At 34.6% G+C, this 22,834-nt stretch carries 19 protein-coding genes; 9 read left to right on the top strand and 10 right to left on the bottom strand.

Annotated elements, in window-relative coordinates; all coding sequences use genetic code 11:
- Window positions 1-85: 85 nt before the first annotated feature.
- Complete coding sequence (gene metG, locus HMPREF1052_RS09040; protein WP_005761424.1) at window positions 86-2,146, bottom strand: methionine--tRNA ligase; 2,061 nt, start codon at window positions 2,144-2,146, stop codon at window positions 86-88.
- 211 nt (window positions 2,147-2,357) lie between these two features.
- On the opposite strand from metG, the gene apbC reads away from it, so the two are divergent.
- Window positions 2,358-3,470 (top strand): iron-sulfur cluster carrier protein ApbC, encoded by a 1,113-nt coding sequence (gene apbC, locus HMPREF1052_RS09045; protein WP_005761598.1) that lies wholly within the window; start codon window positions 2,358-2,360, stop codon window positions 3,468-3,470.
- 116 nt (window positions 3,471-3,586) lie between these two features.
- Here the strand turns inward: apbC and rne are convergent, their stop codons facing one another.
- Complete coding sequence (rne, locus tag HMPREF1052_RS09050; protein WP_005761585.1) at window positions 3,587-6,484, bottom strand: ribonuclease E; 2,898 nt, start codon at window positions 6,482-6,484, stop codon at window positions 3,587-3,589.
- A 521-nt stretch (window positions 6,485-7,005) separates the two neighbouring features.
- Between rne and rluC the strand changes: the two genes are divergently transcribed.
- Complete coding sequence (rluC, locus tag HMPREF1052_RS09055) at window positions 7,006-7,962, top strand: 23S rRNA pseudouridine(955/2504/2580) synthase RluC (RefSeq protein WP_005761556.1); 957 nt, start codon at window positions 7,006-7,008, stop codon at window positions 7,960-7,962.
- Between the two features lie 80 nt (window positions 7,963-8,042).
- Here rluC and HMPREF1052_RS09060 read toward each other — a convergent pair whose 3' ends face one another.
- The 3 genes from HMPREF1052_RS09060 to serC all read right to left on the bottom strand — a co-directional run bounded on the left by HMPREF1052_RS09060 (window position 8,043) and on the right by serC (window position 11,280).
- A complete protein-coding gene (locus tag HMPREF1052_RS09060) occupies window positions 8,043-8,750 on the bottom strand; it encodes a hypothetical protein (RefSeq protein WP_005761560.1) in 708 nt (235 codons plus the stop codon).
- Between the two features lie 25 nt (window positions 8,751-8,775).
- The gene (gene aroA / locus HMPREF1052_RS09065; RefSeq protein ID WP_005761459.1) at window positions 8,776-10,077 is read right to left on the bottom strand and encodes a 3-phosphoshikimate 1-carboxyvinyltransferase; all 1,302 of its coding nucleotides are present in this window, start codon (window positions 10,075-10,077) and stop codon (window positions 8,776-8,778) included.
- A 117-nt stretch (window positions 10,078-10,194) separates the two neighbouring features.
- Window positions 10,195-11,280, bottom strand: a complete 1,086-nt coding sequence (gene serC, locus HMPREF1052_RS09070; protein ID WP_040596551.1) for a 3-phosphoserine/phosphohydroxythreonine transaminase — start codon at window positions 11,278-11,280, stop codon at window positions 10,195-10,197.
- 207 nt (window positions 11,281-11,487) lie between these two features.
- On the opposite strand from serC, the gene HMPREF1052_RS09075 reads away from it, so the two are divergent.
- Window positions 11,488-11,832, top strand: coding sequence for a DUF496 family protein (locus tag HMPREF1052_RS09075; protein ID WP_005761600.1), 345 nt, complete (start codon window positions 11,488-11,490; stop codon window positions 11,830-11,832).
- A gap of 48 nt (window positions 11,833-11,880) precedes the next feature.
- Here the strand turns inward: HMPREF1052_RS09075 and HMPREF1052_RS09080 are convergent, their stop codons facing one another.
- The 3 genes from HMPREF1052_RS09080 to grpE form a co-directional block, all read right to left on the bottom strand.
- A complete protein-coding gene (locus HMPREF1052_RS09080) occupies window positions 11,881-13,107 on the bottom strand; it encodes a capsule biosynthesis protein (protein WP_005761497.1) in 1,227 nt (408 codons plus the stop codon).
- 13 nt (window positions 13,108-13,120) lie between these two features.
- Window positions 13,121-15,181 carry a capsular polysaccharide biosynthesis protein gene (locus HMPREF1052_RS09085; RefSeq protein ID WP_370446582.1) on the bottom strand — a complete coding sequence of 687 codons (2,061 nt, stop codon included), beginning with the start codon at window positions 15,179-15,181 and terminating at the stop codon, window positions 13,121-13,123.
- 67 nt (window positions 15,182-15,248) lie between these two features.
- On the bottom strand, window positions 15,249-15,842 hold the full coding sequence (gene grpE, locus HMPREF1052_RS09090; RefSeq protein ID WP_005761524.1) for a nucleotide exchange factor GrpE: 594 nt from the start codon (window positions 15,840-15,842) through the stop codon (window positions 15,249-15,251).
- A gap of 177 nt (window positions 15,843-16,019) precedes the next feature.
- On the opposite strand from grpE, the gene HMPREF1052_RS09095 reads away from it, so the two are divergent.
- The gene (locus HMPREF1052_RS09095) at window positions 16,020-16,907 is read left to right on the top strand and encodes an NAD(+) kinase (RefSeq protein ID WP_005761609.1); all 888 of its coding nucleotides are present in this window, start codon (window positions 16,020-16,022) and stop codon (window positions 16,905-16,907) included.
- 77 nt (window positions 16,908-16,984) lie between these two features.
- A complete protein-coding gene (recN, locus tag HMPREF1052_RS09100; protein WP_005761432.1) occupies window positions 16,985-18,661 on the top strand; it encodes a DNA repair protein RecN in 1,677 nt (558 codons plus the stop codon).
- 114 nt (window positions 18,662-18,775) lie between these two features.
- On the opposite strand, the gene HMPREF1052_RS09105 is transcribed toward recN, so the two are convergent.
- Complete coding sequence (locus HMPREF1052_RS09105; protein WP_005761499.1) at window positions 18,776-19,393, bottom strand: OmpW family outer membrane protein; 618 nt, start codon at window positions 19,391-19,393, stop codon at window positions 18,776-18,778.
- Window positions 19,394-19,616: 223 nt separating this feature from the next.
- On the opposite strand from HMPREF1052_RS09105, the gene HMPREF1052_RS09110 reads away from it, so the two are divergent.
- Genes HMPREF1052_RS09110 through HMPREF1052_RS09125 form a run of 4 tightly spaced genes read left to right on the top strand, consistent with a single transcriptional unit; the run spans window position 19,617 to window position 21,694 of the window.
- Window positions 19,617-20,390, top strand: a complete 774-nt coding sequence (locus HMPREF1052_RS09110) for a hypothetical protein (RefSeq protein ID WP_005761417.1) — start codon at window positions 19,617-19,619, stop codon at window positions 20,388-20,390.
- Between the two features lie 5 nt (window positions 20,391-20,395).
- Window positions 20,396-20,938 carry a septation protein A gene (locus HMPREF1052_RS09115; protein WP_005761501.1) on the top strand — a complete coding sequence of 181 codons (543 nt, stop codon included), beginning with the start codon at window positions 20,396-20,398 and terminating at the stop codon, window positions 20,936-20,938.
- Window positions 20,939-20,945: 7 nt separating this feature from the next.
- A complete protein-coding gene (yciA, locus tag HMPREF1052_RS09120; protein WP_005761452.1) occupies window positions 20,946-21,392 on the top strand; it encodes an acyl-CoA thioester hydrolase YciA in 447 nt (148 codons plus the stop codon).
- Between the two features lie 20 nt (window positions 21,393-21,412).
- A complete protein-coding gene (locus HMPREF1052_RS09125; RefSeq protein WP_040596553.1) occupies window positions 21,413-21,694 on the top strand; it encodes a YciI family protein in 282 nt (93 codons plus the stop codon).
- Between the two features lie 83 nt (window positions 21,695-21,777).
- Here the strand turns inward: HMPREF1052_RS09125 and epmA are convergent, their stop codons facing one another.
- Window positions 21,778-22,749, bottom strand: coding sequence for an elongation factor P--(R)-beta-lysine ligase (gene epmA, locus HMPREF1052_RS09130; RefSeq protein ID WP_005761568.1), 972 nt, complete (start codon window positions 22,747-22,749; stop codon window positions 21,778-21,780).
- Window positions 22,750-22,834: the final 85 nt, after the last annotated feature.

The raw sequence follows: 22,834 nt of genomic DNA on the forward strand, positions 1-22,834 counted from the left end.
TTAGTGCGGTTTTGATAGAAATAAAAATAGCCACAAAAAAAGCCAATATTCACATATTGGCTTTTATTTTCAATAAGATAGATTATTATCCCACTCGGCTCCCTGGTTGGACACCTGAATCAACATCAAGTAGATATAAATCTTCACCACCAGTACCTGCTGACAAAATCATCCCCTCAGACATACCAAATTTCATTTTACGTGGTGCTAAATTCGCTACCATAATAACAAAACGGCCTTCTAGTTCTTCAGGTTTATTATATGCAGCTTTAATTCCAGAGAATACCTGACGGGTTTCAAAGCCTAAGTCTAATTGGAATTTCAATAATTTTTTACTTTCTGGCACAGCTTCACATTTAATTACTTTTGCGACACGTAAATCGATCTTAGCAAAATCATCAATGCTAATTTCAGGCTCTACAGGCTCAAAATTAGTTGAAAGTGCGGTTGGATTTTCCGAAATTTTTTCCTCTTTTTTAGCCTGTGTATTCAGTTGTGCATTTTCTTGTTTAGAAGACTCGATCATCTCTTCAATTTGCTTAGGATCTAAACGACTAAATAATGCTTTAAATGGCGCGATATTATGAGCTAATAATGGGGCACTTAAGCTATCCCAAGTTAATTCAGATTGTAAGAAAGCTTCTGAACGCTCAGCTAATTTAGGTAAAACAGGTTTTAAATATCCCATTAATACACGGAACATTTGAATCCCCATTGAGCAGACCTCATGAAGTTCTTGTTCTCGAGCTTCTTCTTTCGCAATAATCCAAGGAGCCTTATCATCAACATACTTATTCGCTTTATCCGTTAATGCCATAATTTCACGAATAGCTTTACCAAACTCACGATTTTCATAGTAAGTTGCGATTGGTTCCGATTGAGCCACAAACTCATTGAATAATGTTTCATCTTCCAATTTATTAGCTAATTTACCTTCAAAACGTTTTTGAATAAAGCTCGCATTACGAGAAGCTAAGTTCACTAATTTATTTACTAAATCTGTATTTACTCGCTGTACAAAATCATCGAGATTCAAATCTAAATCATCAATACGATTACTTAATTTCGCTGCATAATAGTAACGTAAACATTCAGGATCTAAATGTTTGAGATAAGTTGCAGCCTGGATAAAGGTACCTCGAGATTTTGACATTTTCTCGCCATTTACTGTCACGTAACCATGCACAAAAATATTCGTTGGTTTACGATAATTAGCACCTTCTAACATAGCAGGCCAAAATAAGCTATGGAAATACATGATATCTTTACCAATAAAATGATAAAGCTCTGCTTGACTATCTTTTTTCCAGAAACAATCAAAATCAATATTTTCACGTTTACATAGATTTTTGAAAGAAGCCATATAGCCAATAGGTGCATCTAACCAAACATAGAAATATTTACCTTCAGCATCAGGGATCTCAAAACCAAAATAAGGTGCATCACGAGAAATATCCCATTGTTGTAATCCTGCTTCAAACCATTCCTTCATTTTATTTGCAACTTCTTGTTGCAATGAACCTGAATGGATCCAATCTTTTAACATGGATTCAAAACTTGGTAAATCAAAGAAAAAATGCTCACTTTCTTTTACAATGGGTGTCGCACCAGAAACCACAGAATGTGGATTTAATAATTCTGTTGGACTATAAGTTGCAGAACAAACTTCACAGTTATCACCATATTGATCTTGAGCACCACATTTTGGGCAAGTACCTTTTACAAAACGATCAGGTAAGAACATTCCTTTTTCTGGATCATAAAGTTGTGAAATAGTACGGCTTTTAATAAATCCATTCTCTTTCAATTTTTTATAAATAGATACAGAGAGTTCTTTATTTTCTTCACTATGTGTTGAATGGTAATTATCAAAGCTAATATTAAAGCCTGAAAAATCGGCATAATGTTTTTCTTTTACATCAGCAATTAATTGCTCTGGTGTGATACCCATTTGATCAGCTTTCAACATAATTGGGGTACCATGTGCATCATCAGCACAAACAAAATAAATTTGATTCCCACGCATACGTTGGAAACGCACCCAGATATCAGCTTGAATATGCTCAAGCATATGACCTAAGTGGATAGGACCATTTGCGTAAGGTAACGCACAAGTCACAAGAATTTGGCGGTTTTGGTTTGACATTAAATACCTTCTTATAGGTGGAAAAGAGTTCACTCAATATATTTTATATTTTACAAAATGAGATCTAACAGATTCGTTAAACTTACATAAAAACTGCGTAATTTTACCTTAACTGCGGTATTTTTTCTACTTCAACTATATTTTGCTTAACAGATGAGTCTGTTCATGTTTAAATACCCAAGATTTCTCTCTACTATTAAAGGATTAAAGAATGTCTATTACATATACTGATAATCTTACTACTGAGCAACAAGCTCAAATCCAAAAATACTTTCAAGAATATCAACACCCTACTCTACAAAAAGATTTACTGGCTTTAAATGCAATAAAAAAAATAGAAAAAGGTGGAGATACATTACGCATTGAACTACAAATGCCTTTCCCGTGGAATGGTCCTTTTGAACAATTAAAATCTGCGCTTTCAGATAAATTACTCTCTGTGGCAGAAAGTAAAAATATTAAATGGCAATTAAATTACCAAGTTTCCACGCTAAAACGTGCCAATAGCCAACCAGCTGTAAAAGGCGTGAAAAATATTATTGCGGTCACTTCAGGTAAAGGTGGTGTAGGTAAATCCACTGTTACCGTAAATCTTGCATTAGCACTACAAGCACAAGGCGCCCGTGTGGGAATCTTAGATGCCGATATTTATGGTCCATCAATACCGCACATGTTAGGCGCTGCAGCTCAACGCCCAACTTCACCAGATAATCAACATATTTCACCTATTGAAGCTCATGGTTTATTTGCAAATTCAATTGGTTTTTTAATGGATGAAGAAAATGCTACTGTATGGCGAGGTCCGATGGCAAGTAGTGCATTAAGTCAATTATTAAATGAAACATTATGGCCAGATCTTGACTATTTAGTTATCGATATGCCTCCTGGTACGGGAGATATTCAATTAACCTTATCACAACAAATTCCTGTTACTGGTGCTGTTGTTGTCACTACACCGCAAGATATCGCATTATTAGATGCGGTAAAAGGAATTAGTATGTTTGAGAAAGTAAAAGTTCCTGTACTTGGCATTGTTGAGAATATGTCTATGCATATTTGTTCAAACTGCGGTCATCATGAAGCAATTTTTGGTACTGGTGGTGCAGCGCGTATTGCTGAAAAATACCATGTTCAAGTATTAGGTCATCTTCCTTTACATATCTGCTTACGTGAAGATCTTGATAAAGGTGTACCAACTGTTATTTCTCATTCTAATGAAGAAATTCGTGATTCATTCCTACAACTTGCTGAAAAAGTAGCTAGCGAACTTTACTGGCAAGGATCCGTAATTCCAAGTGAAATTATGTTCCGTGAAGTAAAATAAAAACTCATTAACAACAAACGAAAAGGACATTAGAAGTGTCCTTTTTTATTTGTCTGGAATTTTTATAATAAAAAACCCGCACTTTGAATCTGCGGGTTTTAATATTATTAGCTCAACTATTCCGATTTAGCTTGTGTTGGTTCTGCAAACACATGAGTTACGGCACTGCTATGCCCTGCTGAACCTTTACCGTGGAAATAATAGCGAGAATCTTGCCATTGAATAATTTCAAATGGTTCTGAAACTTCATCGAGAACTTTTGCTTGAGTCATTGGTACTTTAGTATGGCTCACCGCAGAAACCGTCCCTAAACGACCATTAAATTGGTAAGTCACTGCCTTCGCTGAAGAAATTTCTGATTTTTCTACCGCACTTTCAACGACCTCCGGCTGACTTTCCAGATTAACAACAGCCGCTTGAGTTTCTTCTTGCAAACGGTCTAATGATTCTTGCAATTTTTTCTGCACTGATTCATTAGCTGGTTGGGTCACAAACCCTAAAGGAGCCATTTCAGTCTGAGACTTATCAAAAATAACTTGTGTTGCAGGTGCGGTTAATGGAATATCATTTTCAAATTTTCCATCTTGTTGTTCAAGCAACTCATCTACAGACAAGAATGAGCTATCTTTAACTTTTGCTGATGTACGAACATCAATCCACACTTTACCACTCGCTAATTCAGGTGAAGCAACTGCAGCAAATAACGGCATCGCAGAAGTTGGTTCTGAACCACGACGGCGACGTTGATTATTCATACGCAAATGACGAGGTAAGCGACGACGTTCCTGACGGTCACGAGACTCTTGACGTTCAGTTGATAAAACTTCCTCTGCAACAGCTTGGCTGTTATCAACATTATTATTAATCTCAGTCAAGTTATCTTTTTCTGTTGTTTGAGAAATATTTTCTACGCCTTGAGCTTTTTCGGTTTCACTAACACGCACTTTTTTACGTAAATCACGACGTTGACGACGTTGTGTTGGCTCAACTTTTATTTCTTCATCTGGCACATCAATGTTATTAGTTAAAAGATTTTCGCGCTCTATATTTTCATCGACAATTTGGCGATTACGATTATTACGACGATTATTTCGTTCGTTGCGATTACCACTTTCTGTTTTTTCAGATTTAGCTGATATCTCTTTACTTTCAATGCTCTCATTAACATCTACCGCTTTCGTATTATTTCTTTCATTACGATTACGACGGTTATTACGACGTTCTTGATTGTTGCGACGATTATTACGGGCTGTTGCAGGTTTCTCTGTTGTTTTTTCTTCCACCTGAGGCTTACTTGCAAACAAACCTTTAAGCACTGTTCGAATACGAGTCAATAATGAAGGTTGAAGATTTTTCTTCTCTTCTACTAATGGTGCTGGCTCTGAAATATTCATAGAAAGTGCAGCTGTTTCCAATACACTTTCAGAAGTTACTACCGCAGTTTCCGCAACTCGAGTTGTGAACGGTTCATCTGCAATATAGGTAGAATCTTCTTGTTCTTCATACAATTTAACCAAATTGTAACTTAAGGTATTAACATCTTCACCATCACGTACTCGGAACACATTAAAGTGAGGTGTTTCCATTTCTTTATTTGGCACCACTAGAATATCTACATTGTGGCGTTTTTCTATTTCATGAATAGCCTTACGTTTTTCATTCAATAAATAAGACGCGACATTGACAGGTACAATAGTATGTACCTTATTGGTATTTTCCTTTAATGCCTCTTCTTCAAGCAAACGTAAAATTGATAATGAAAGAGACTCATTATCACGCACTTTACCCGTACCTTGACAACGAGGACAAATATGATGTGAAGACTCACCTAATGACGGGCTCAAACGTTGGCGCGACATTTCAAGCAGACCAAAACGAGAGATGCGACTAATTTGAATACGAGCACGATCTTGACGTACAGCTTCACGCATACGGTTTTCAACTTCACGTTGATGGCGAACTGGTGTCATATCAATAAAGTCTATCACAACCAATCCACCTAAATCACGTAAACGTAATTGACGAGCGATTTCATCAGCGGCTTCAAGATTAGTGTTTAAGGCAGTCTCTTCAATATCTCCACCTCGTGTTGAACGGGCTGAGTTAATATCAATTGCAATTAATGCTTCTGTGACATCAATTACAATTGAACCACCTGATGGTAAACGCACTTCACGCTGGAATGCCGATTCAATTTGAGATTCAATTTGATAGTGACTAAATAATGGCACTTCACCTTGATATAATTTCACACGATTAATGAAATCTGGACGAACTAATTTAATATGAGCCTTAGCTTTTTCATAAATCTTAGGACTATCAATTAAGATTTCACCAATATCACGACGCAAATAATCTCGAATTGCACGCACGATGACATCACTTTCCTGATGAATCAAAAATGGTGCAGGGCGACCATCAGCAGCTTGTTTAATTGCTTCCCAATGATGTAATAAAACTTTTAAGTCCCATTGTAATTCTTCTGGTGATTTTCCGACTCCCGCAGTACGAACAATCAGACCTACACCTTCTGGAACATCAAGAGAACTTAGGGCATCTTTTAGTTCTAAACGTTCATCTCCCTCAATACGACGAGAAATACCGCCTGCACGAGGATTATTTGGCATAATAACCAAATAGCTACCAGCTAAAGAAACAAAAGTAGTTAATGCGGCACCTTTATTTCCACGTTCTTCTTTATTAACTTGAACGATAACTTCTTGGCCTTCTTGCACCACATCTTTGATATTTGGACGACCTTGATATACATAATCAGCTGGAAAATATTCGCGAGCTATTTCTTTGAGAGGAAGGAAACCATGACGTTCAGATCCGTAATCAACAAAGGCAGCTTCAAGGCTTGGTTCTACACGAGTAATACGACCTTTGTAGATGTTGGCTTTTTTTTGTTCATGACCTGGACTTTCAATATCCAGATCGAATAAACGCTGGCCATCGACCAACGCAACACGCAACTCTTCTTTTTGAGTTGCATTAATTAGCATACGTTTCATTTAAATTGTCTCTTATATTTATATATTATTTCTCGACTCAAACAAATCGTCATAAAGATAAATAGCAGTTCTCTAAAAACTTCGCAATCGACCTCGTGTCTGTCGCCTAATGTCATTCTCTCGACTGTCAAGGGCTGGGTGCATTGACTGCGTTATTCATTCAAATTTAAAACATCATGCTCAAGTAATTGCATGAAATATCTAGATTTAAGTGAAGAATAAAACAAAGTTGGATTATAAAAATAAAACTTTGCAAGTAAACGTTTGTTTAAAGCCATATAAAATCGTTAAACATCAGCGTCTTACGCCATTTGCAGCACAAATATTGGATTTAACGATAACTTTTCTATACGGTTTGCATGTACAAAAAAATGCAATTTATTATCGCCTGAGAAGCCAATTTTAGCAAGGCATTTCAATAATTTTAATCTCGCTATAAATATGATAGAATTCGCCCCTCATTAAAATTTTTGAATGACTATAATCTTATTTAATTAAACTAGTTTCAGCTTGCCACTTATATGAACGATAAAATTATTAATACCTCAGTCAAAATGTTGACCATTAGCGAAGATGAAGCTGGTCAGCGTATTGATAATTACCTTCTTGCTAAGCTTAAAGGTGTTCCTAAAAGCTTAATTTATCGTATTGTGCGTAAAGGTGAAGTGCGAGTGAATAAAGGTAGAATTAAACCTGAATATAAACTACAAACAAATGATGTTGTACGTGTTCCACCAATTCGTATATCAGAAAAAGAACAAGCTCCCGTTTCTAGTAAATTAAATAAGGTAGCTTCCTTAGAGAAACAAATCATTTTTGAAGATGATTGTTTATTAGTATTAAACAAACCTTCAGGTATTGCGGTACATGGGGGTAGTGGATTAAGTTTCGGCGTGATTGAAGCTCTGCGTGCATTACGCCCTACGGCAAAATATCTAGAATTAGTTCACCGCATTGACCGTGATACCTCAGGAATTTTATTAGTTGCTAAAAAACGTTCGGCTTTACGTAGCCTACATGAGCAACTTCGAATTAAAACCGTTAAAAAAGATTATTTGGCTCTTGTACAAGGTCAATGGCAATCAGAAAAAAAAGTGGTTAAGGCACCATTATTAAAAAATGAAGTTTCTAGTCTTGTACGTGTTAGCGAACAAGGAAAACCATCAGAAACTCGTTTTGCCATTGAAGAGCGTTATCCTATCGCCTCCTTATTAAGAGCATCACCTGTTACAGGGCGAACTCACCAAATTCGAGTTCATACCCAATATTCTGGTCATCCGATTGCTTTAGATGATCGTTACGGAGATCCTGAATTTGATAACCAAATGGCTGAATTCGGATTAACTCGCTTATTTTTACATGCCTATTCAATTAAATTTGAACATCCTAAAACTGGCGAAGAAATCCGTTTAACAGCGCCTTTAGATGACAATATGAAAAACATTCTAAAAAAATTAAGAGCATTAAAAGAAAAATAATTGAAACACAAATTTTTCGTTTTTTGACCGCACTTTCTAATAAAAAGCCCTTAATATTAAAGGGCTTTTTTATCTATAAGTTATAAACAAATCACATTATCCAATACAGTTATTTTCTCAAGCACATTACGTTGAGCAACTGCTTTACCTTGTTTAGCTTCTTCCGATTTAACTTGAGAAAGAATTTTTTGATCAGCAATATTAAATTTAGGTGTATAGTTTAATCCTACGAGTTTTTTCGTTTTCTTACTCACATTAGCAGCAATTAATGTAGCAAAATAATCATTACCTTTTGCAGAAAGATAATAAGTTGTGGCTAAATTTAAATTTACCCCTGCTTTTGTTTGTAAATCTGCACACATGCCATTTTTAGCTTTAAATTGTGTGTGGCCAACACGTGATTTGCCAAATTCGTAAAAATCGATTGTTTTAGCTTTAGCTAAGCTTACTCGGTCTTGTGGAAGATGTGGATTAAAGGATTTTTTTAACTCAGGAATGGCTAAGATGACATTCATCACCTGGCCATTTGCATCATACAAATTATAAATATCACCAAGCGTTATGTATGAGTCAAAACCACCTTCTTTGACTTTCATAAGCGCTTCTCCAGAAGCTAATTTACTGGTACCTTTTTGTTCACTAGCATAAGCACGTTTCATAAATGCCACTTGATGCAGCTGATTATCAATATCTTCATATCCCAGCCACTGAAAGTCGCTATTACCTTTCGTACCTGAGCTACAAGCATTCAACAAAATTAAACTTAATATAACTAATAATTTATTCATATAAATTCCTCTTGATATAGAGATATTATGCTTCTGCGATATTTAGAAATTCATCAAAGAAGGTTGGGAAAGTTTTAGCTGTACATTTTGGATCTAAAATTGTTATTGGCGTATTAGATAATGCAATCAATGCAAAACACATAGCCATACGGTGATCATTATAGGTTTCAATTTCAGCATGTTTAAATTTATCTAAAGCTAAAGGCTGGATTCGAATGAAATCATCACCCTCTTCTACTTCGGCACCGACCTTACGTAATTCTGTCGCCATTGTGGTTAAACGATCTGTTTCTTTTACTCGCCAATTATAAATATTACGAATGACGGTTTCGCCTTCAGCAAATAATGCCGTTGTAGCAATTGTCATCGCAGCATCAGGAATATGATTCATATCCATATCCACACCAACTAAATGACCTTGCTCTGCCTCTATATAATCTTCACCCCAAGTAATCTTTGCCCCCATTTCTTCAAGCACATCCGCAAATAGACGATCGCCTTGAATACTATTTTTACCTACCCCTGTTACACGTACCTTACCTTTAATTGCACCCGCCGCTAAAAAATAAGAGGCAGATGAAGCATCGCCTTCAACTAAAAAGGTCTTTGGTGATTGATATTGCTGATTACCTTTGACAATAAAACGCTGATAGTTTTGATTTTCTACAGATACTCCAAAAATTTTCATCATATTTAACGTGATATCAATATAAGGCTTAGACACTAACTCTCCAATAATTTCGATTTCAGTATCCCCCTCTGACATAGGTGTTGCCATTAAAAGTGCGGTCAAAAATTGAGAAGAAACCGAGCCATCAATTTGAACTTTACCGCCTTTTAGTCCAGTATTACGAATAGCAAGTGGAGGATAACCTTCTTGTTCTAAATATTGAATATCTGCACCCGCTTGTAATAAAGCATCTACCAAATGCTGAATTGGGCGCTCTTTCATTCTAGGCTCACCCGTTAACACAATTTCAGCAGGCTTTAAGTTTGGGCTAACTAAACATAATGCTGCGGTTAATGGACGCATTGCTGTTCCAGCATTACCTAAAAATAATGACAATCCGCTATTCCATTCAAAAGAATGCCCTAAACCTTGTACTTCACAAACTGATTTATCTTCAGATAACTGGTAATTAACACCTAAATGCTTGAGTGCATTAAGCATATGACGAACATCATCACTGTCTAATAAATTCGTTACTTTAGTCGTCCCTTTTGCTAAAGCTGCTAGCAATAAGGCTCGATTTGAAAGGCTTTTTGAACCAGGTAAATTAATTGTACCTTGAACACGAGTAATTGGCGTAAGTGTAATTTTTTCCATTGTTTGTCTTAAATAGGATAAATAAAAGCGGAAAAATTTTTATTATTTGACCGCACTTTTAAGAAGAAGGCATGAGTTAATAAACTCATGCCTAGCATAGGCATATATTAAAATTAATTAAGCATTTTCTGCTTCAAATTTTTTCATAAATGCAATAAGTGCTTCAACACCTTCAATTGGCATAGCATTATAAATTGAAGCTCGCATCCCACCGAATACTTTATGACCTTTCAAAGCTTGTAAACCTGCCGCCGTTGCTTCATTAACAAATTTTGCATTGAGTTCATCATCACCAGTTGTAAATGTCACATTCATAACTGAGCGATTTTCCTTAGCAATCGTATTGCGATAGAAGGTGGTTTGATCTAAATAGCTATAAAGTAATTCTGCTTTTTTCAAGTTACGTGCAGCAACTGCATCAACACCGCCATGAGCTAATAAATCTTTAAACACTAATGAACATAAATACCAGGCAAATGTGGGAGGGGTATTAATCATTGAATCAGCATTCGCTTGTATTTCATAATTCCAAATTGAAGGAGTTGCTTTACGAGCTTTACCAATTAAATCTTCACGAACAATCACAATTACAATACCAGCGGGACCTAAGTTTTTTTGCGCTCCCGCATAAATTAAACCAAATTTGCTAATATCTAATTTACGAGAAAGAATATTTGATGAAAAGTCTCCCACAAGCACCGCATTACCTACATTAGGAATTTCTGTAATTTCAACCCCTGTAATGGTTTCATTGGGACAATAATGAACATAATCATATTGTTCTGCAATATCACTAAAATCTAAACGATTGACTCGAGTTAATCCCCCCTTCTCTTCAATAATACTAATTTCATCGATTTCAGCAAAATTACGGGCTTCTTTCGCCGCAGTTGCAGACCAATGCCCACTGTTCAAATAAAGCGCTTTACCTTTTTCAGCAATTAAATTCATTGGAATAGCCGCAAATTGACCTCGCGCTCCGCCTTGCAAAAAAAGTACTTTATAATTATCTGGAATGTTATATAGCTCACGAAAGTCTTTATCTGCTTGGGTAATTAACTCCATAAAATATTTACCTCTATGGCTAACTTCCATTACCGACGTACCTTGACCTTGCCAATTCAACAGTTCTTCTTGTGCTTTTTTTAACACGGCAGCGGGTATCATTGCTGGACCTGCACTGAAATTAAATACTTGTGACATATTTTGGCTTCCTAATAATTGGTTATTGAATAAAAAGTGATAGTTTTTATTTTTATCACCTTGACGCATACTAATCAACGAATTTTCACCAATTCCTAATAATTTTTGATTTGTATTACAAAAAAAAGCTTAACTCTTTGACGAGAATAGCAAAACAAGCTAAATTATTTGTATCTTTTGCCTATCCACTTTATAGAGAGAATTACTATGGGAAATGTAAACAAACAATCATTCCAAGACGTTTTAGAATATGTACGTTTATATCGTTTAAGAAACAAATTATTACGCGATATTGGTGATAATGATCGTAAAATTCGTGATAATCAAAAACGTGTTTTACTCTTAGACAATCTAAGTGAATATATTACGAATAATATGAGCATTAGTGATGTACGAGCAATTATTGAAAATATGCGTGATGACTACGAAGGTCGAGTGGATGACTATATGATTAAAAATGCTGAGCTCTCAACACAACGACGTGAAATCAAAGAAACGATGAGAGCACAAAGAAAAGCACATGAAGCTTTATTAAAAAAAGTTGAGGATTAATTATTCCTCAGTAAAAAAGTGCGGTGATATTACCGCACTTTTTGTAGTTTATGACTGATTATATGGACAACGTAAAATCACCCTATTATAAAAGTTGCCATTAATTTGCGTTTTGTTCAAATGGTAACGCCGATAAGCTATAAATAAATTAGCATCGGGTATTTGTGGATTATTCCAAAACTCTTCTAAGCTACATTGGCTAGTTAAACCCGGAATATCATAATTAGCACGCCCCAAGGTTTTAACAGGCATACCATGCAATAAGGCAGAAACACCACTTGTGCTGTTCAATGTTACCATCCCTTGTCCATGTCTTAAAAAGACTGGTAATGGCACATCATGAATGTAAAAAACCCGTCCTTTCAAATTTGAATAATCTTGCTCAATTTCTTCAATTACATGACTATAATCAATAAATCCTCGATCCATTGGATGATGTTTAACAATCAAATTAATATGTGGTGGAGCATAATTTGCGAAAGAAATTAAAACATCACGTAAAAAAGCTTCTACACTCTCATAATCAGTATGTTCTGAAATTTGACTATCATCATAAACTTGTAAAGGAACAATAAAAAATTGTCCGAATTTTCCATTTTCAACATCTTTAGCAAAAGAACTATCTTTCAACAAATAACAGAGCCTTTTAATACCCGATGTTACCCAGAGTTTAATATAATAACGTAAACTTAAAATACGGTGATGCTTATAATGAGAATATCTTTTATGTGCTAAATAAGTGGCTACATAATATTGTGTTGCTAACTTTGCCATAGGATAAAAACCTTTCGCAACATGAAGTGGTTGGGGAGATTCATGTAATTCATGTGCTAGTTCTAGAAAAAATGCACTTTCACGAGGAATCGGTGAATAAGCATTCACACCTGATTTCTCTAAAGTAATATAATTCGGTCTAAAATAACCTTCCTCAAATGCCCAAAATGGGATATTTAGTTCTTCTGCAACTCTTTTAGCAATTTTATGGCAATGACGATTATCACCAAAACACACCATAGCATCAATACAATGCTCACGACAAAATTGTTTTAAATAAGCACGTAAAATTACAAAGTGATCGGAAAATTGAAATGTATTTGGAGACGAAGGAGGATAAAAATGATCATCTCCAGCATTAAAATTTATTTTATATACTGTTTTACCTTGTTCGTGTGATAACCATTCTCCAAATTGAAAGAAAAAAGGACCAATTGGACCCTGCAATAACAAAATTTTATTAGCAGATGCTACTAATTCATCTAAATAATGAGTAATCATAAAAACCCTAATTTTAATATTTTAATGCTTGATAAAGCTGTTTTAATTTTTCTAATTGTTTTGCAATCCAATATCGATGCAGACCATTATTTTGGCTTTGAAATTTTTGTTCTCTCAAAATATTTATTGCGTGCTCCGCGTCTATTATACATCCTTTCTTAGGATCTACATACTGAGGATAATAAATCATGACTGCAGCTATCAGTTGTAATAAAGATAACTTTCTTTGGCGACGAGTTAAACAAATATAATCTTTCGTTAATCCCCAATTAGAATAAAATGGCAATCCATAACAATGTACAACTTTTCCTCTCAACAGAGCTTCAAATCCAGCTAATGAAGTCATTGTATGAACTTCATCCACTTGATTTATACAATCTAAAATATTTATATTTTCAACAATATCATCAGCATAACTCATCGCTTTATCACGAGCAATTTTACCTGCACGATTTCCGCTTTCTACATCAGGATGAGGTTTATAAATAATATAAGCATCTGGATTCATAGTTCTAACTTGTTTCAATAAATCAAGATTTTTATTGATCTGAGGTGAACCAAAACGAATTGATGCATCATCTTCCACCTGTCCAGGAACTAAAATAGTTAGCCTATCCTGATGTTTCAGACGAAAACCTGAATTACCTACATTATATTTACCAATATTTTCAGCAACTAAACGTTGTCTTAACTTCTCTGCCAAAATGAGATCTTGCTCAGAAAAATCATAGTTCTGTAGAATAGATTCTAAACGTGAGGGAGTTTGTGCATTAAAGTAAATCCCTAAATCATCAATGACTAAAGATAAAGGTGCAACTAAATTTGATCCTAATCCAACCGAACGAATAAAACCATCTTCCATACGTAAAAGAGGTAGATTATGCTGTTTAGCATAATTTAATATTTCAGCGTTACCTTGACTCCAAATAAGTAGTTTAGTATCCGAAAAGTGCGGTAGCTTTTCTAATTTTTTTAACGAAGATACAAACTTTAAATGACATTGTGGTAAATTGAAAAATGGCTTAATTACAGCTCTTTTCCATAAAGACATACCAACAGAATACAAATGACCACTTAAACGTAAATTAAGTAATTTAGTTCGATGTAAATATTCAATCACATCAAAAATAGACCCAACTTCTCCATTATTTGGATTAATATAACGACTATATTGTAAATATGCTGCTGTAAAGAGTTGCAATAAGGTTCTAGGAACACGACGATTACCGTTCACTAATTGCGTAACCATTGGGTGTCGATCATCAGATAATCCCCATCCAGCAAACCAAGGAACGCCAAATGTCACAACTTTTTTTCGTAACATTAAGGCTTCAAATCCCATTTGAGATGTAACACAGTAAACCTTATCAACATATTTTAATAAAGAAAGCGCATTCACATCATCTACAAATAAACGAATTTTATTCGTATAATTTGATAAATTAGTTAAATACCCTTTTTTTCTACCACTTAGTACATCAGGATGTGTTCTAACCCAAATTTCTGCATTAGGATTTTCTTCTATAGCACAATCTAACATCTTTTTGAAGTGGTATTCTGTGGCCTGTCCATATTGTACCGCCATATCACCAAAGGTTTGATCCACCACAAGCACGATATCAGATTTATTTGACATATCCGGAGAAAAGTCTGGAGCATGATTATATTTTGATAGGTTATATTTCACTAGTAAAGATAGTGCTTTTTCTGCATCAGACAAGATACTTTGAGGAATATTTTCAGCTGATAAAATAAGTTTTTCTAAACGAGAAGGCTTGGTGCTATCGTAATAAATACCACAATCATCAACTACCATAGAGAAAGGTGGATAGCCTGCAACCCCCAATCCCAATGAACGCAAAAAGCCATCTTCTAATGCGAAATAGGGTAAATGATGTGATGAGGCATAAATTCTTGCTCGTCGAGAGGAAGGACGTAAGCCCCATCCCAATACAGCACTAACATTTTCTGTTGGTTGAAACCATTTAGCGTTGATTAATTGATACTCTGGAAGGAAATTTTTTAAATTTGGAATTTTTAAAATCCCACGGGAAAAAATAAGTGCTTTAGACATCATTAAGTGTAGGCTCTTAAAATAAAACTGGAACAATAATCTTATAATTATTGTCCCTATTATAATATTAAGATGCTACCATTACCATAGCAGGGCGAATCACTCGGCCATTTAATAAATAGCCTTTCTGTAACACGCTAGTAATTTGATTACTTTCGAAACCTTCCGCTGGTTGCATGGAAATAGCTTGATGCATTTCTGGATTAAAAGCTTCTCCCACATTACCTACTGGCTCAACACCAAAACGTCCAACTGTAGCTAATAATTCTTTAAGTGTTAGTTCTACACCATCAAATAAAGCTTTTATACTTTCATCTTCTTTATTTACTGGGGAAGCTAACGCACGTTCTAAATTATCAATAGTATTTAAAATATCTTTTGAAAATTTCTCTAATGCAAATTTATGGGCTTTTTCTACATCTTGTTCAGCTCGACGACGCATATTATCCATTTCAGCACGAGAACGTAGCAATAAATCTTGCTCTTTTTTAGCTGTTTCAGCTAATTGTTCTTCTAATTCTTGAACACGTGCAATAGCTTCTTCTAGAGCATCAGAAGGCTCTTCCTCTACAGTGGTTTGTTCTTCAGTATCCTGTATTTCTTGAGTTGTTAAATCTTCTGTAATTTCAACTTTTTCTTGGTTTTGCGCTTGTTCTGACATTATTTTCTCCGTCTGAATATAAAAATCTAATCATAAAGCAAAGATTAGTAGTATCATTGTAACAAACCCATGAAAGAATGTTAATGTTACTCTTACTCCTTTTTATAGGTTATATAAGGGTAAAACTGCCTGATTCAAGTACTTATAAAAAACATAAAATAAGGAATTGTAAAACAAATGGTTACAGCAGCCTCATTTAAAACTATTGCAGTAGTAGGTCGTCCTCGTAATGATGCATCCTTACAAATGCATAAAAACATCGTTCATTGGTTGAGCGAAAAAGGATATCAGGTTTTAGTCGAAAAAGAGATTGGACGAAGCTTAAACATTGATGAAAAATATCTCGCCTCGTTAACACAAATCGGACAACAAGCACAATTAGTCATTGTTATTGGTGGAGATGGAAATATGCTTGGCCATGCGAGAGAGTTATGTAAATATGATATTCCACTGATTGGTATAAATAGAGGTAACTTAGGTTTTCTCACCGATATTGATCCTAAAAATGCTTATGCGCAATTACAAGCTTGTTTAAACGGCGAATTCTTTGTAGAAGAACGATTTCTATTAGAAGCCTCTATACAACGTAATGGGGAAATTATTGCAAAAGGAGAAGCTATTAATGAATTAGTTATTCATCCTGCTAAAATTGCACATATGATTGATTTCCAAGTTTTTATTGATGATAAGTTTGCCTTTTCACAACGTTCTGATGGTTTAATTGTTGCTACCCCAACAGGCTCTACGGCTTACTCTCTTTCAGCAGGAGGCCCTATTTTAACACCACAGTTAAATGCCATTGCTCTTGTTCCTATGTTTCCACATACATTATCTTCAAGACCCTTGGTTATTGATGGTAATAGCAAAATCTCAATTAATTTTGCTGATTATAATGTCGCAAACGTTGAAATAAGTTGTGATAGCCAATTTACACTTGATGTTCACAGTACTGATATCGTGCATATTCAAAAGACTCCACATAAACTACGCCTATTACATTTACATAATTACAATTATTACAATGTGTTAAGTTCAAAACTTGGATGGCTTAAAAAATTATTTTAGTTTTTTCCATCATAACCTCTTTACTGTATAAAAAATCATATATATACTGATTATTATACAGTAAAGGAGATTATCTAATGCTTACTCAACTCACAATTAATAATTTTGCTATCGTTCACCACCTTGATATTGAACTCTCTAAAGGAATGTCAGTTATTACAGGTGAAACTGGTGCTGGTAAATCTATTGCCATTGATGCATTAGGTTTATGTCTCGGTCAACGTACAGATGCATCAATGTTACGTGAAGGTGCTGAACGAGTTGAAGTCTGTGCAACATTTCATATTGAAAACAACTCTGTTGCAGATCAGTGGTTAATTGACAATGAATTGAGAGATCAAGAAAATCCTGAAGAATGCATTCTCCGCCGTTTAATCAATCAAGAAGGCCGTTCAAAAGCTTTTATTAATGGCACCCCAGTATCTGCCTCGTTACTAAAAGACTTAGGACAAAAACTTATTCATATAAATGGGCAACACTCATCCCAACTATTACTAAAAAATGAGTTTCAATTACAGGCTTTAGATAATTTTTGTGCTCACTATCAGTTACTAGAAGATATGGCTGAAACTTATCAAGTATGGAAGAACTTACAATTACAAGTTAAAACATTTAAACAAAGATGTGCTGAAAATGAAGCTAAAAAACAACTTCTACAATATCAAGTTGATGAATTAAATGAATTGAACTTACAACCTAATGAATATCTTGAATTAGAAGAAGAACAGCGCCGTCTCTCTAATAGTGAACAACTTACTAACTTATCACAATCTACATTACAAATTTTAAGTGAAAATGAAACAGTTAACGTCGATAGCTTACTTTATCGGGCAACTCAATATATTGAAGAACTCTCTGAATTAGATACTCGTTATACAAATATTCAAAGTTTATTGCAAGATGCATTAATTCAAATTAAAGAAGCTAATACAGAATTACAACATCTATCCAATAATATTGAGTCAGATCCTCAAGTACTGCAAGAAATAGAACAAAGAATGCATCAAGTACTACAATTAGCTCGTAAGCATAATGTAAAACCTGAAAATTTAGTAGAGTTACATCAAACATTAAAGAAAGAATTGTCCCAACTTATAGATTTTTATGACAATGAAGATGAATTACTAGCACAAGAACAGCAAGCTTATCAAAAGACATTAGCAACAGCTACTGAACTTCATCAAAGTCGTCAACAAGGCGCAGATAAACTTGCTAAGCAAATGACAAAATCAATAAAACAACTTGCTATGGAAAACGCAGAGTTTTTTATTAATTTGGAAGCCAATTACAATGAAATTACAATTAATGGAGCTGATAATGTCATTTTTAATTTACGAAGTAATTTAGGACAATCAGCACAGCCTCTTTCTAAAATTGCATCTGGTGGTGAATTATCAAGAATTGCACTTGCACTACAAGTATTAACTTCAGATAAAATTGCCATTCCCACCTTAATCTTTGATGAAATTGATGTTGGTATCAGTGGCGCTACTGCAAGCATTGTCGGTAAATTATTAAGAAAACTAAGTAGCAAATGCCAAGTAGTTTGTGTCACTCACTTACCTCAAGTCGCCTGTCACGGACATCAGCATTTTATGGTAGAAAAATCGACAATAGAAGGCAAAACAGAAACGAAAATGATTGAACTATCCGCTCAACAACGTATAAAAGCACTTGCCAAACTATTAGGGGGAAGCAAAATTACTGATACGGCGTTAGCAAATGCACAAGAATTATTAGCGCTTGTAGGTTAACAGCAACGCCAAAATTAAAGGACTGATTTTGATCAGCCCAAAACCAGTCCTTAAACTTATAATCTAACTACATAGAACAGAGAATAATAGTTATCTGCTTTATGAAATATCAGATTAGAAGCGATAACCAACACCTAGGAAAAATATAGTTGGATCTAAAGTCACTTTATTTTCATGCTCAGTACCTGCAACTTTAAATGTTGCTTTAGTTTTAATTTTTGCATAATACATTGAGGCATTTATAAAGAAATTATCAGTGATATTAATATCCACACCCATATTTGTCATTAATCCCCAAGAATCTTTTAATTTGAGGTCTGTAACTCCAGCGAGTACTTCTTTTTCATCAAAGAAAGTGGTGTAGTTTACCCCTGCACCAATATATGGGCGAACAGGAGAATCTTTATCTAAGAAATAATATTGTGCGTATAAACTTGGTGGTAAATGTTTTGTTTTACCCACTAATGTATTACCTAGTGTAATTTCATGGCTAAATGGCGTTGCAGCTAATAATTCAACACCGACATTATCAGTAAACATATAGGTTGCAGTTAAGCCTAATTGAGCATTAGAATTAACATCTAAATTCTTCCACGCTGGATTAGAATTATCTACATTAGGAACAACTAACGCTCCACCTGCGCGAACAATCACATCACCTGCACTATGTGCCATTACCGCTCCACTGACTAATGCAGCACTTATACCCAACACGAATCCTAATTTTTTCATTGTATTATCCTTAAGTCGAAAAACTTACAAAAATTGTGCCTATTTACAGGCGTAAGAAATATACCAATAAATGGTTATTAAAAATGTGATCAATATCAAAGTTTATGAAATAAATTCATTAAAATTATTTGATGTGTATCAAAATCCACTATTTTTATACAATTAAGCATAAACACAGTATAATAGAACAGTGATAATTCAACTGATTAATATGAGGTCTTAAATGACAATTAATTTTTCACAGATTTTACAAGATAGTTGGAATTTTATGAGAAACCAGCGTAAATTTGTGTTCACTCTGATACTATTCTTTTGTTTAGCCAGTTTAATAATTAACTTGTTGGGCTCATCTTTATTTCAAACTGCAATTGAAACATCAAGCACAGAGATGGGAAATAAAAATGATATTTCTATCATGATGCAACGTGTACAAAGTGATAATTTCTTAGTGTTATATTTAGTCAATCAATTAATAACATTTGTCCTTTCTGCTTGGGGGCTATTTGGTATTCATCAAATTAGCCAAGGTCAAGCTGTGAATTACACTCAAAGCACTAAATCGACTTTGAATGGAATTATCGGTTTCATCATGCTCAACATCATTATCAGCCTTCCTTTAGCAATAGGGTTAATAAATATACTTCCTGCGATTGTTAACTCTAGTAATACAACTGGACTCTTTGGAATTATTTTAGTTATCCTAGGTACTTACATTTATATTCGCTTATGTCTAACCCCTATACATTATCTCACTACCAAAGTGACTCTTTTACAAGCTATTCAACAAATTTGGCAAATGAGTCATAAGCGTGTTGCAATTCTTTTTATTTATTGCTTATTAATTTATTTTCTTATCCCTGCTCTAACACAGCAAATTGCGTTTTTAGCAACGAATATAACTATTGATATTATTGCAACATTATTAATTGCTACAATTAGTGTATTTGTGCTTATTATTAGTTATCGTTTTTATATTTTATTTAATCAAAAGGCATAAAATAAATGAAACAACTACTTGAATTTATTCCTCTCATTTTATTTTTTATCGTTTATAAATTATCAGGTATTAGAGAGGCTGCGATAACTCTAGTTTTAGCAACAATTATTCAAATGATCATTCTAAAATTGAAATATGGTCAAATTGAAAAGCAACAAATTATTATGGGCGTTGCCGTGGTTTTCTTTGGGGGATTAACTGCTTATTTTAACAAAGTTGAATACTTGCAATGGAAAGTCACCATTGTTTATGCGTTATTCGCACTTATTCTTTTAATAAGCCAATTTATTTTTAAAAAACCACTCATTCAAAAATTATTAGGTAAGGAAATTTCACTTCCTGAAAAAGTCTGGAATAATCTTAATTTAGGCTGGGCATGCTTTTTTCTTTTATGCATGGTGATTAATATTTATATTAGCCAGTATTATTCAGAAGAAATTTGGGTTGATTTCAAATCTTTCGGGATTATTACTATGACTTTCATAGCAACCATATTGACAGGAATTTATATTTACCGTTATCTTCCTAAAGACAATCAACAAAAGTAGGTTATAAATGACAGAAATAACTCAAACAAACCGATGCCCTAAAGGTTCCCTAATTTTGAGAACCCTTGCGATGCCTTCTGATACCAATGCAAATGGTGATATTTTTGGTGGTTGGATTATGTCTCAAATGGACATGGGGGGGGCTATTCTCGCCAAAGAAATAAGTAAAGGGCGTGTGGTCACAGTATGTGTAGAACGAATCACATTTTTACATCCAATTGCTGTAGGCGATGTTGTTTGTTGCTATGGCAAATTAGTAAAAATAGGACGTTCATCTATGCAAGTCAAAGTTGAAGTATGGATTAAGAAAGTTTATGAAGGCATCAGTGATCGTAATTGTGTGACAGAAGCACTCTTCACCTATGTTGCGATAGACAAAGATGGAAAACCTCGAGCCGTTCCTAGAGAAAATAATCCAGAATTAGAACAAGCATTAATGTTAATAACAGAATAATCAATAGGAAAATAAAAATGATGTATTATGTAATTTTTGCACAAGATAAGCCTAATACACTAGAACAACGTATGGCTGTTCGCCCACAACATCTAGCTCGTTTAGAGTTACTCCATAAAGAAGAGCGTTTACTTACCGCGGGCCCTAATCCTACGATTGATGGAACAGGTATAACAGGCTCAACTGTAATTGCAAAATTTGCCTCTTTAAAGGATGCTCAAGTTTGGGCAGATAAAGATCCTTATGTGGCTGCTGGGGTATATGAGAATGTTATTATCAAACCATTCAAACCTGTGTTCTAGCTAATGGCTTGAATAAAATTTTTTTAATAAACACCGCACTTTAGCTAATTAATCAAAAAGTGCGGTGTTTTTTTGCAAAATTTTTAGGCATTATTCACCGAAAATGCCATAACATTTTCAATTTTAGATTCATCTAAAGCAACCATAATTAAACGATCTACACCTAATGCCACACCAGAACAATCAGGCATACCAGATTGCAATGCCCCCAGTAAACGTTTATCTACCAAACGTTGTGGTAAGCCCATTTTCTCTCTTTGTCGATTATCTTGTTCAAAACGAGTTGATTGCTCATGGGCATCCGTTAACTCATGAAAACCATTAGCCAGTTCTAAACCTTTATAATAAAATTCAAAACGCTCTGCAACCCGATGATCTTCTGGGCTAATTTGAGCTAACGCAGCTTGTGTTGCAGGAAAATGATAAACAACAGTAGGACGCTCTCTACCAATGCAAGGCTCAACTACGGTACTAAATAAAAATTCCAGCAAGGTATCCCGATCTTCATTAGCATCACACATAAAATGGTGTTCATGGGCTTTCGCCACTAATTCTTCACGAGTTGCAGAAAGAGGGTCTAATCCAACAAATTGTTGAAAAGCAAACTGATAACTCAAACTTTCCGCTGGTTCACAATCAAGAATTTGTTGCAATAAGTCATCCACTTCATTAATCAAACGATACATATCAAAATGTGGGCGATACCATTCCAACATGGTAAATTCAGGATTATGGCGATTTCCAGCTTCTTCATTACGAAAAACTCGGCATAATTGAAAAATTGCTCCACACCCTGCGGCAATTAAACGCTTCATGTGATATTCGGGACTTGTACCTAACCATAAGGTTTTAGAATGCACATTTAAAGGCGCCACAAATTCAGTATTGAACGTAGATAAGTGTACATCAGTCACACCAAATTCACTTAGAACAGGCGTTTCTACTTCTAATAAACCTCGTTCAGTAAAGAATTTACGAATTTCATTAATAATTTTAGCTCTCGCTTGTAAAGTTTTTATAGAGGCCGTAGGACGCCAATCTTCTGCTACAAACATAAATATACCTATTATAAAAATATTAATGCTATATTTTAATCTACTTTCAAGTAAGTTACCAAAGAGTTTGATTGATAATAAAAAT

The sequence above is a fragment of the Pasteurella bettyae CCUG 2042 genome (assembly GCF_000262245.1).
Taxonomy (GTDB): Bacteria; Pseudomonadota; Gammaproteobacteria; order Enterobacterales; family Pasteurellaceae; genus Basfia; species Basfia bettyae.

Excerpts from the sequence above, each read along its gene's own strand:
- aroA (WP_005761459.1), bottom strand. The coding sequence starts at position 10,077 with ATGGAAAAAATTACACTTACGCCAATTACTCGTGTTCAAGGTACAATT.
- HMPREF1052_RS09060 (WP_005761560.1), bottom strand. The coding sequence starts at position 8,750 with ATGAATAAATTATTAGTTATATTAAGTTTAATTTTGTTGAATGCTTGT.
- HMPREF1052_RS09125 (WP_040596553.1), top strand. The coding sequence starts at position 21,413 with ATGTATTATGTAATTTTTGCACAAGATAAGCCTAATACACTAGAACAA.
- metG (WP_005761424.1), bottom strand. The coding sequence starts at position 2,146 with ATGTCAAACCAAAACCGCCAAATTCTTGTGACTTGTGCGTTACCTTAC.
- recN (WP_005761432.1), top strand. The coding sequence starts at position 16,985 with ATGCTTACTCAACTCACAATTAATAATTTTGCTATCGTTCACCACCTT.
- HMPREF1052_RS09075 (WP_005761600.1), top strand. The coding sequence starts at position 11,488 with ATGGGAAATGTAAACAAACAATCATTCCAAGACGTTTTAGAATATGTA.
- epmA (WP_005761568.1), bottom strand. The coding sequence starts at position 22,749 with ATGTTTGTAGCAGAAGATTGGCGTCCTACGGCCTCTATAAAAACTTTA.
- HMPREF1052_RS09105 (WP_005761499.1), bottom strand. The coding sequence starts at position 19,393 with ATGAAAAAATTAGGATTCGTGTTGGGTATAAGTGCTGCATTAGTCAGT.
- HMPREF1052_RS09115 (WP_005761501.1), top strand. The coding sequence starts at position 20,396 with ATGAAACAACTACTTGAATTTATTCCTCTCATTTTATTTTTTATCGTT.
- grpE (WP_005761524.1), bottom strand. The coding sequence starts at position 15,842 with ATGTCAGAACAAGCGCAAAACCAAGAAAAAGTTGAAATTACAGAAGAT.
- apbC (WP_005761598.1), top strand. The coding sequence starts at position 2,358 with ATGTCTATTACATATACTGATAATCTTACTACTGAGCAACAAGCTCAA.
- yciA (WP_005761452.1), top strand. The coding sequence starts at position 20,946 with ATGACAGAAATAACTCAAACAAACCGATGCCCTAAAGGTTCCCTAATT.
- rluC (WP_005761556.1), top strand. The coding sequence starts at position 7,006 with ATGAACGATAAAATTATTAATACCTCAGTCAAAATGTTGACCATTAGC.
- HMPREF1052_RS09095 (WP_005761609.1), top strand. The coding sequence starts at position 16,020 with ATGGTTACAGCAGCCTCATTTAAAACTATTGCAGTAGTAGGTCGTCCT.
- serC (WP_040596551.1), bottom strand. The coding sequence starts at position 11,280 with ATGTCACAAGTATTTAATTTCAGTGCAGGTCCAGCAATGATACCCGCT.
- HMPREF1052_RS09080 (WP_005761497.1), bottom strand. The coding sequence starts at position 13,107 with ATGATTACTCATTATTTAGATGAATTAGTAGCATCTGCTAATAAAATT.
- HMPREF1052_RS09110 (WP_005761417.1), top strand. The coding sequence starts at position 19,617 with ATGACAATTAATTTTTCACAGATTTTACAAGATAGTTGGAATTTTATG.
- HMPREF1052_RS09085 (WP_370446582.1), bottom strand. The coding sequence starts at position 15,181 with ATGTCTAAAGCACTTATTTTTTCCCGTGGGATTTTAAAAATTCCAAAT.
- rne (WP_005761585.1), bottom strand. The coding sequence starts at position 6,484 with ATGAAACGTATGCTAATTAATGCAACTCAAAAAGAAGAGTTGCGTGTT.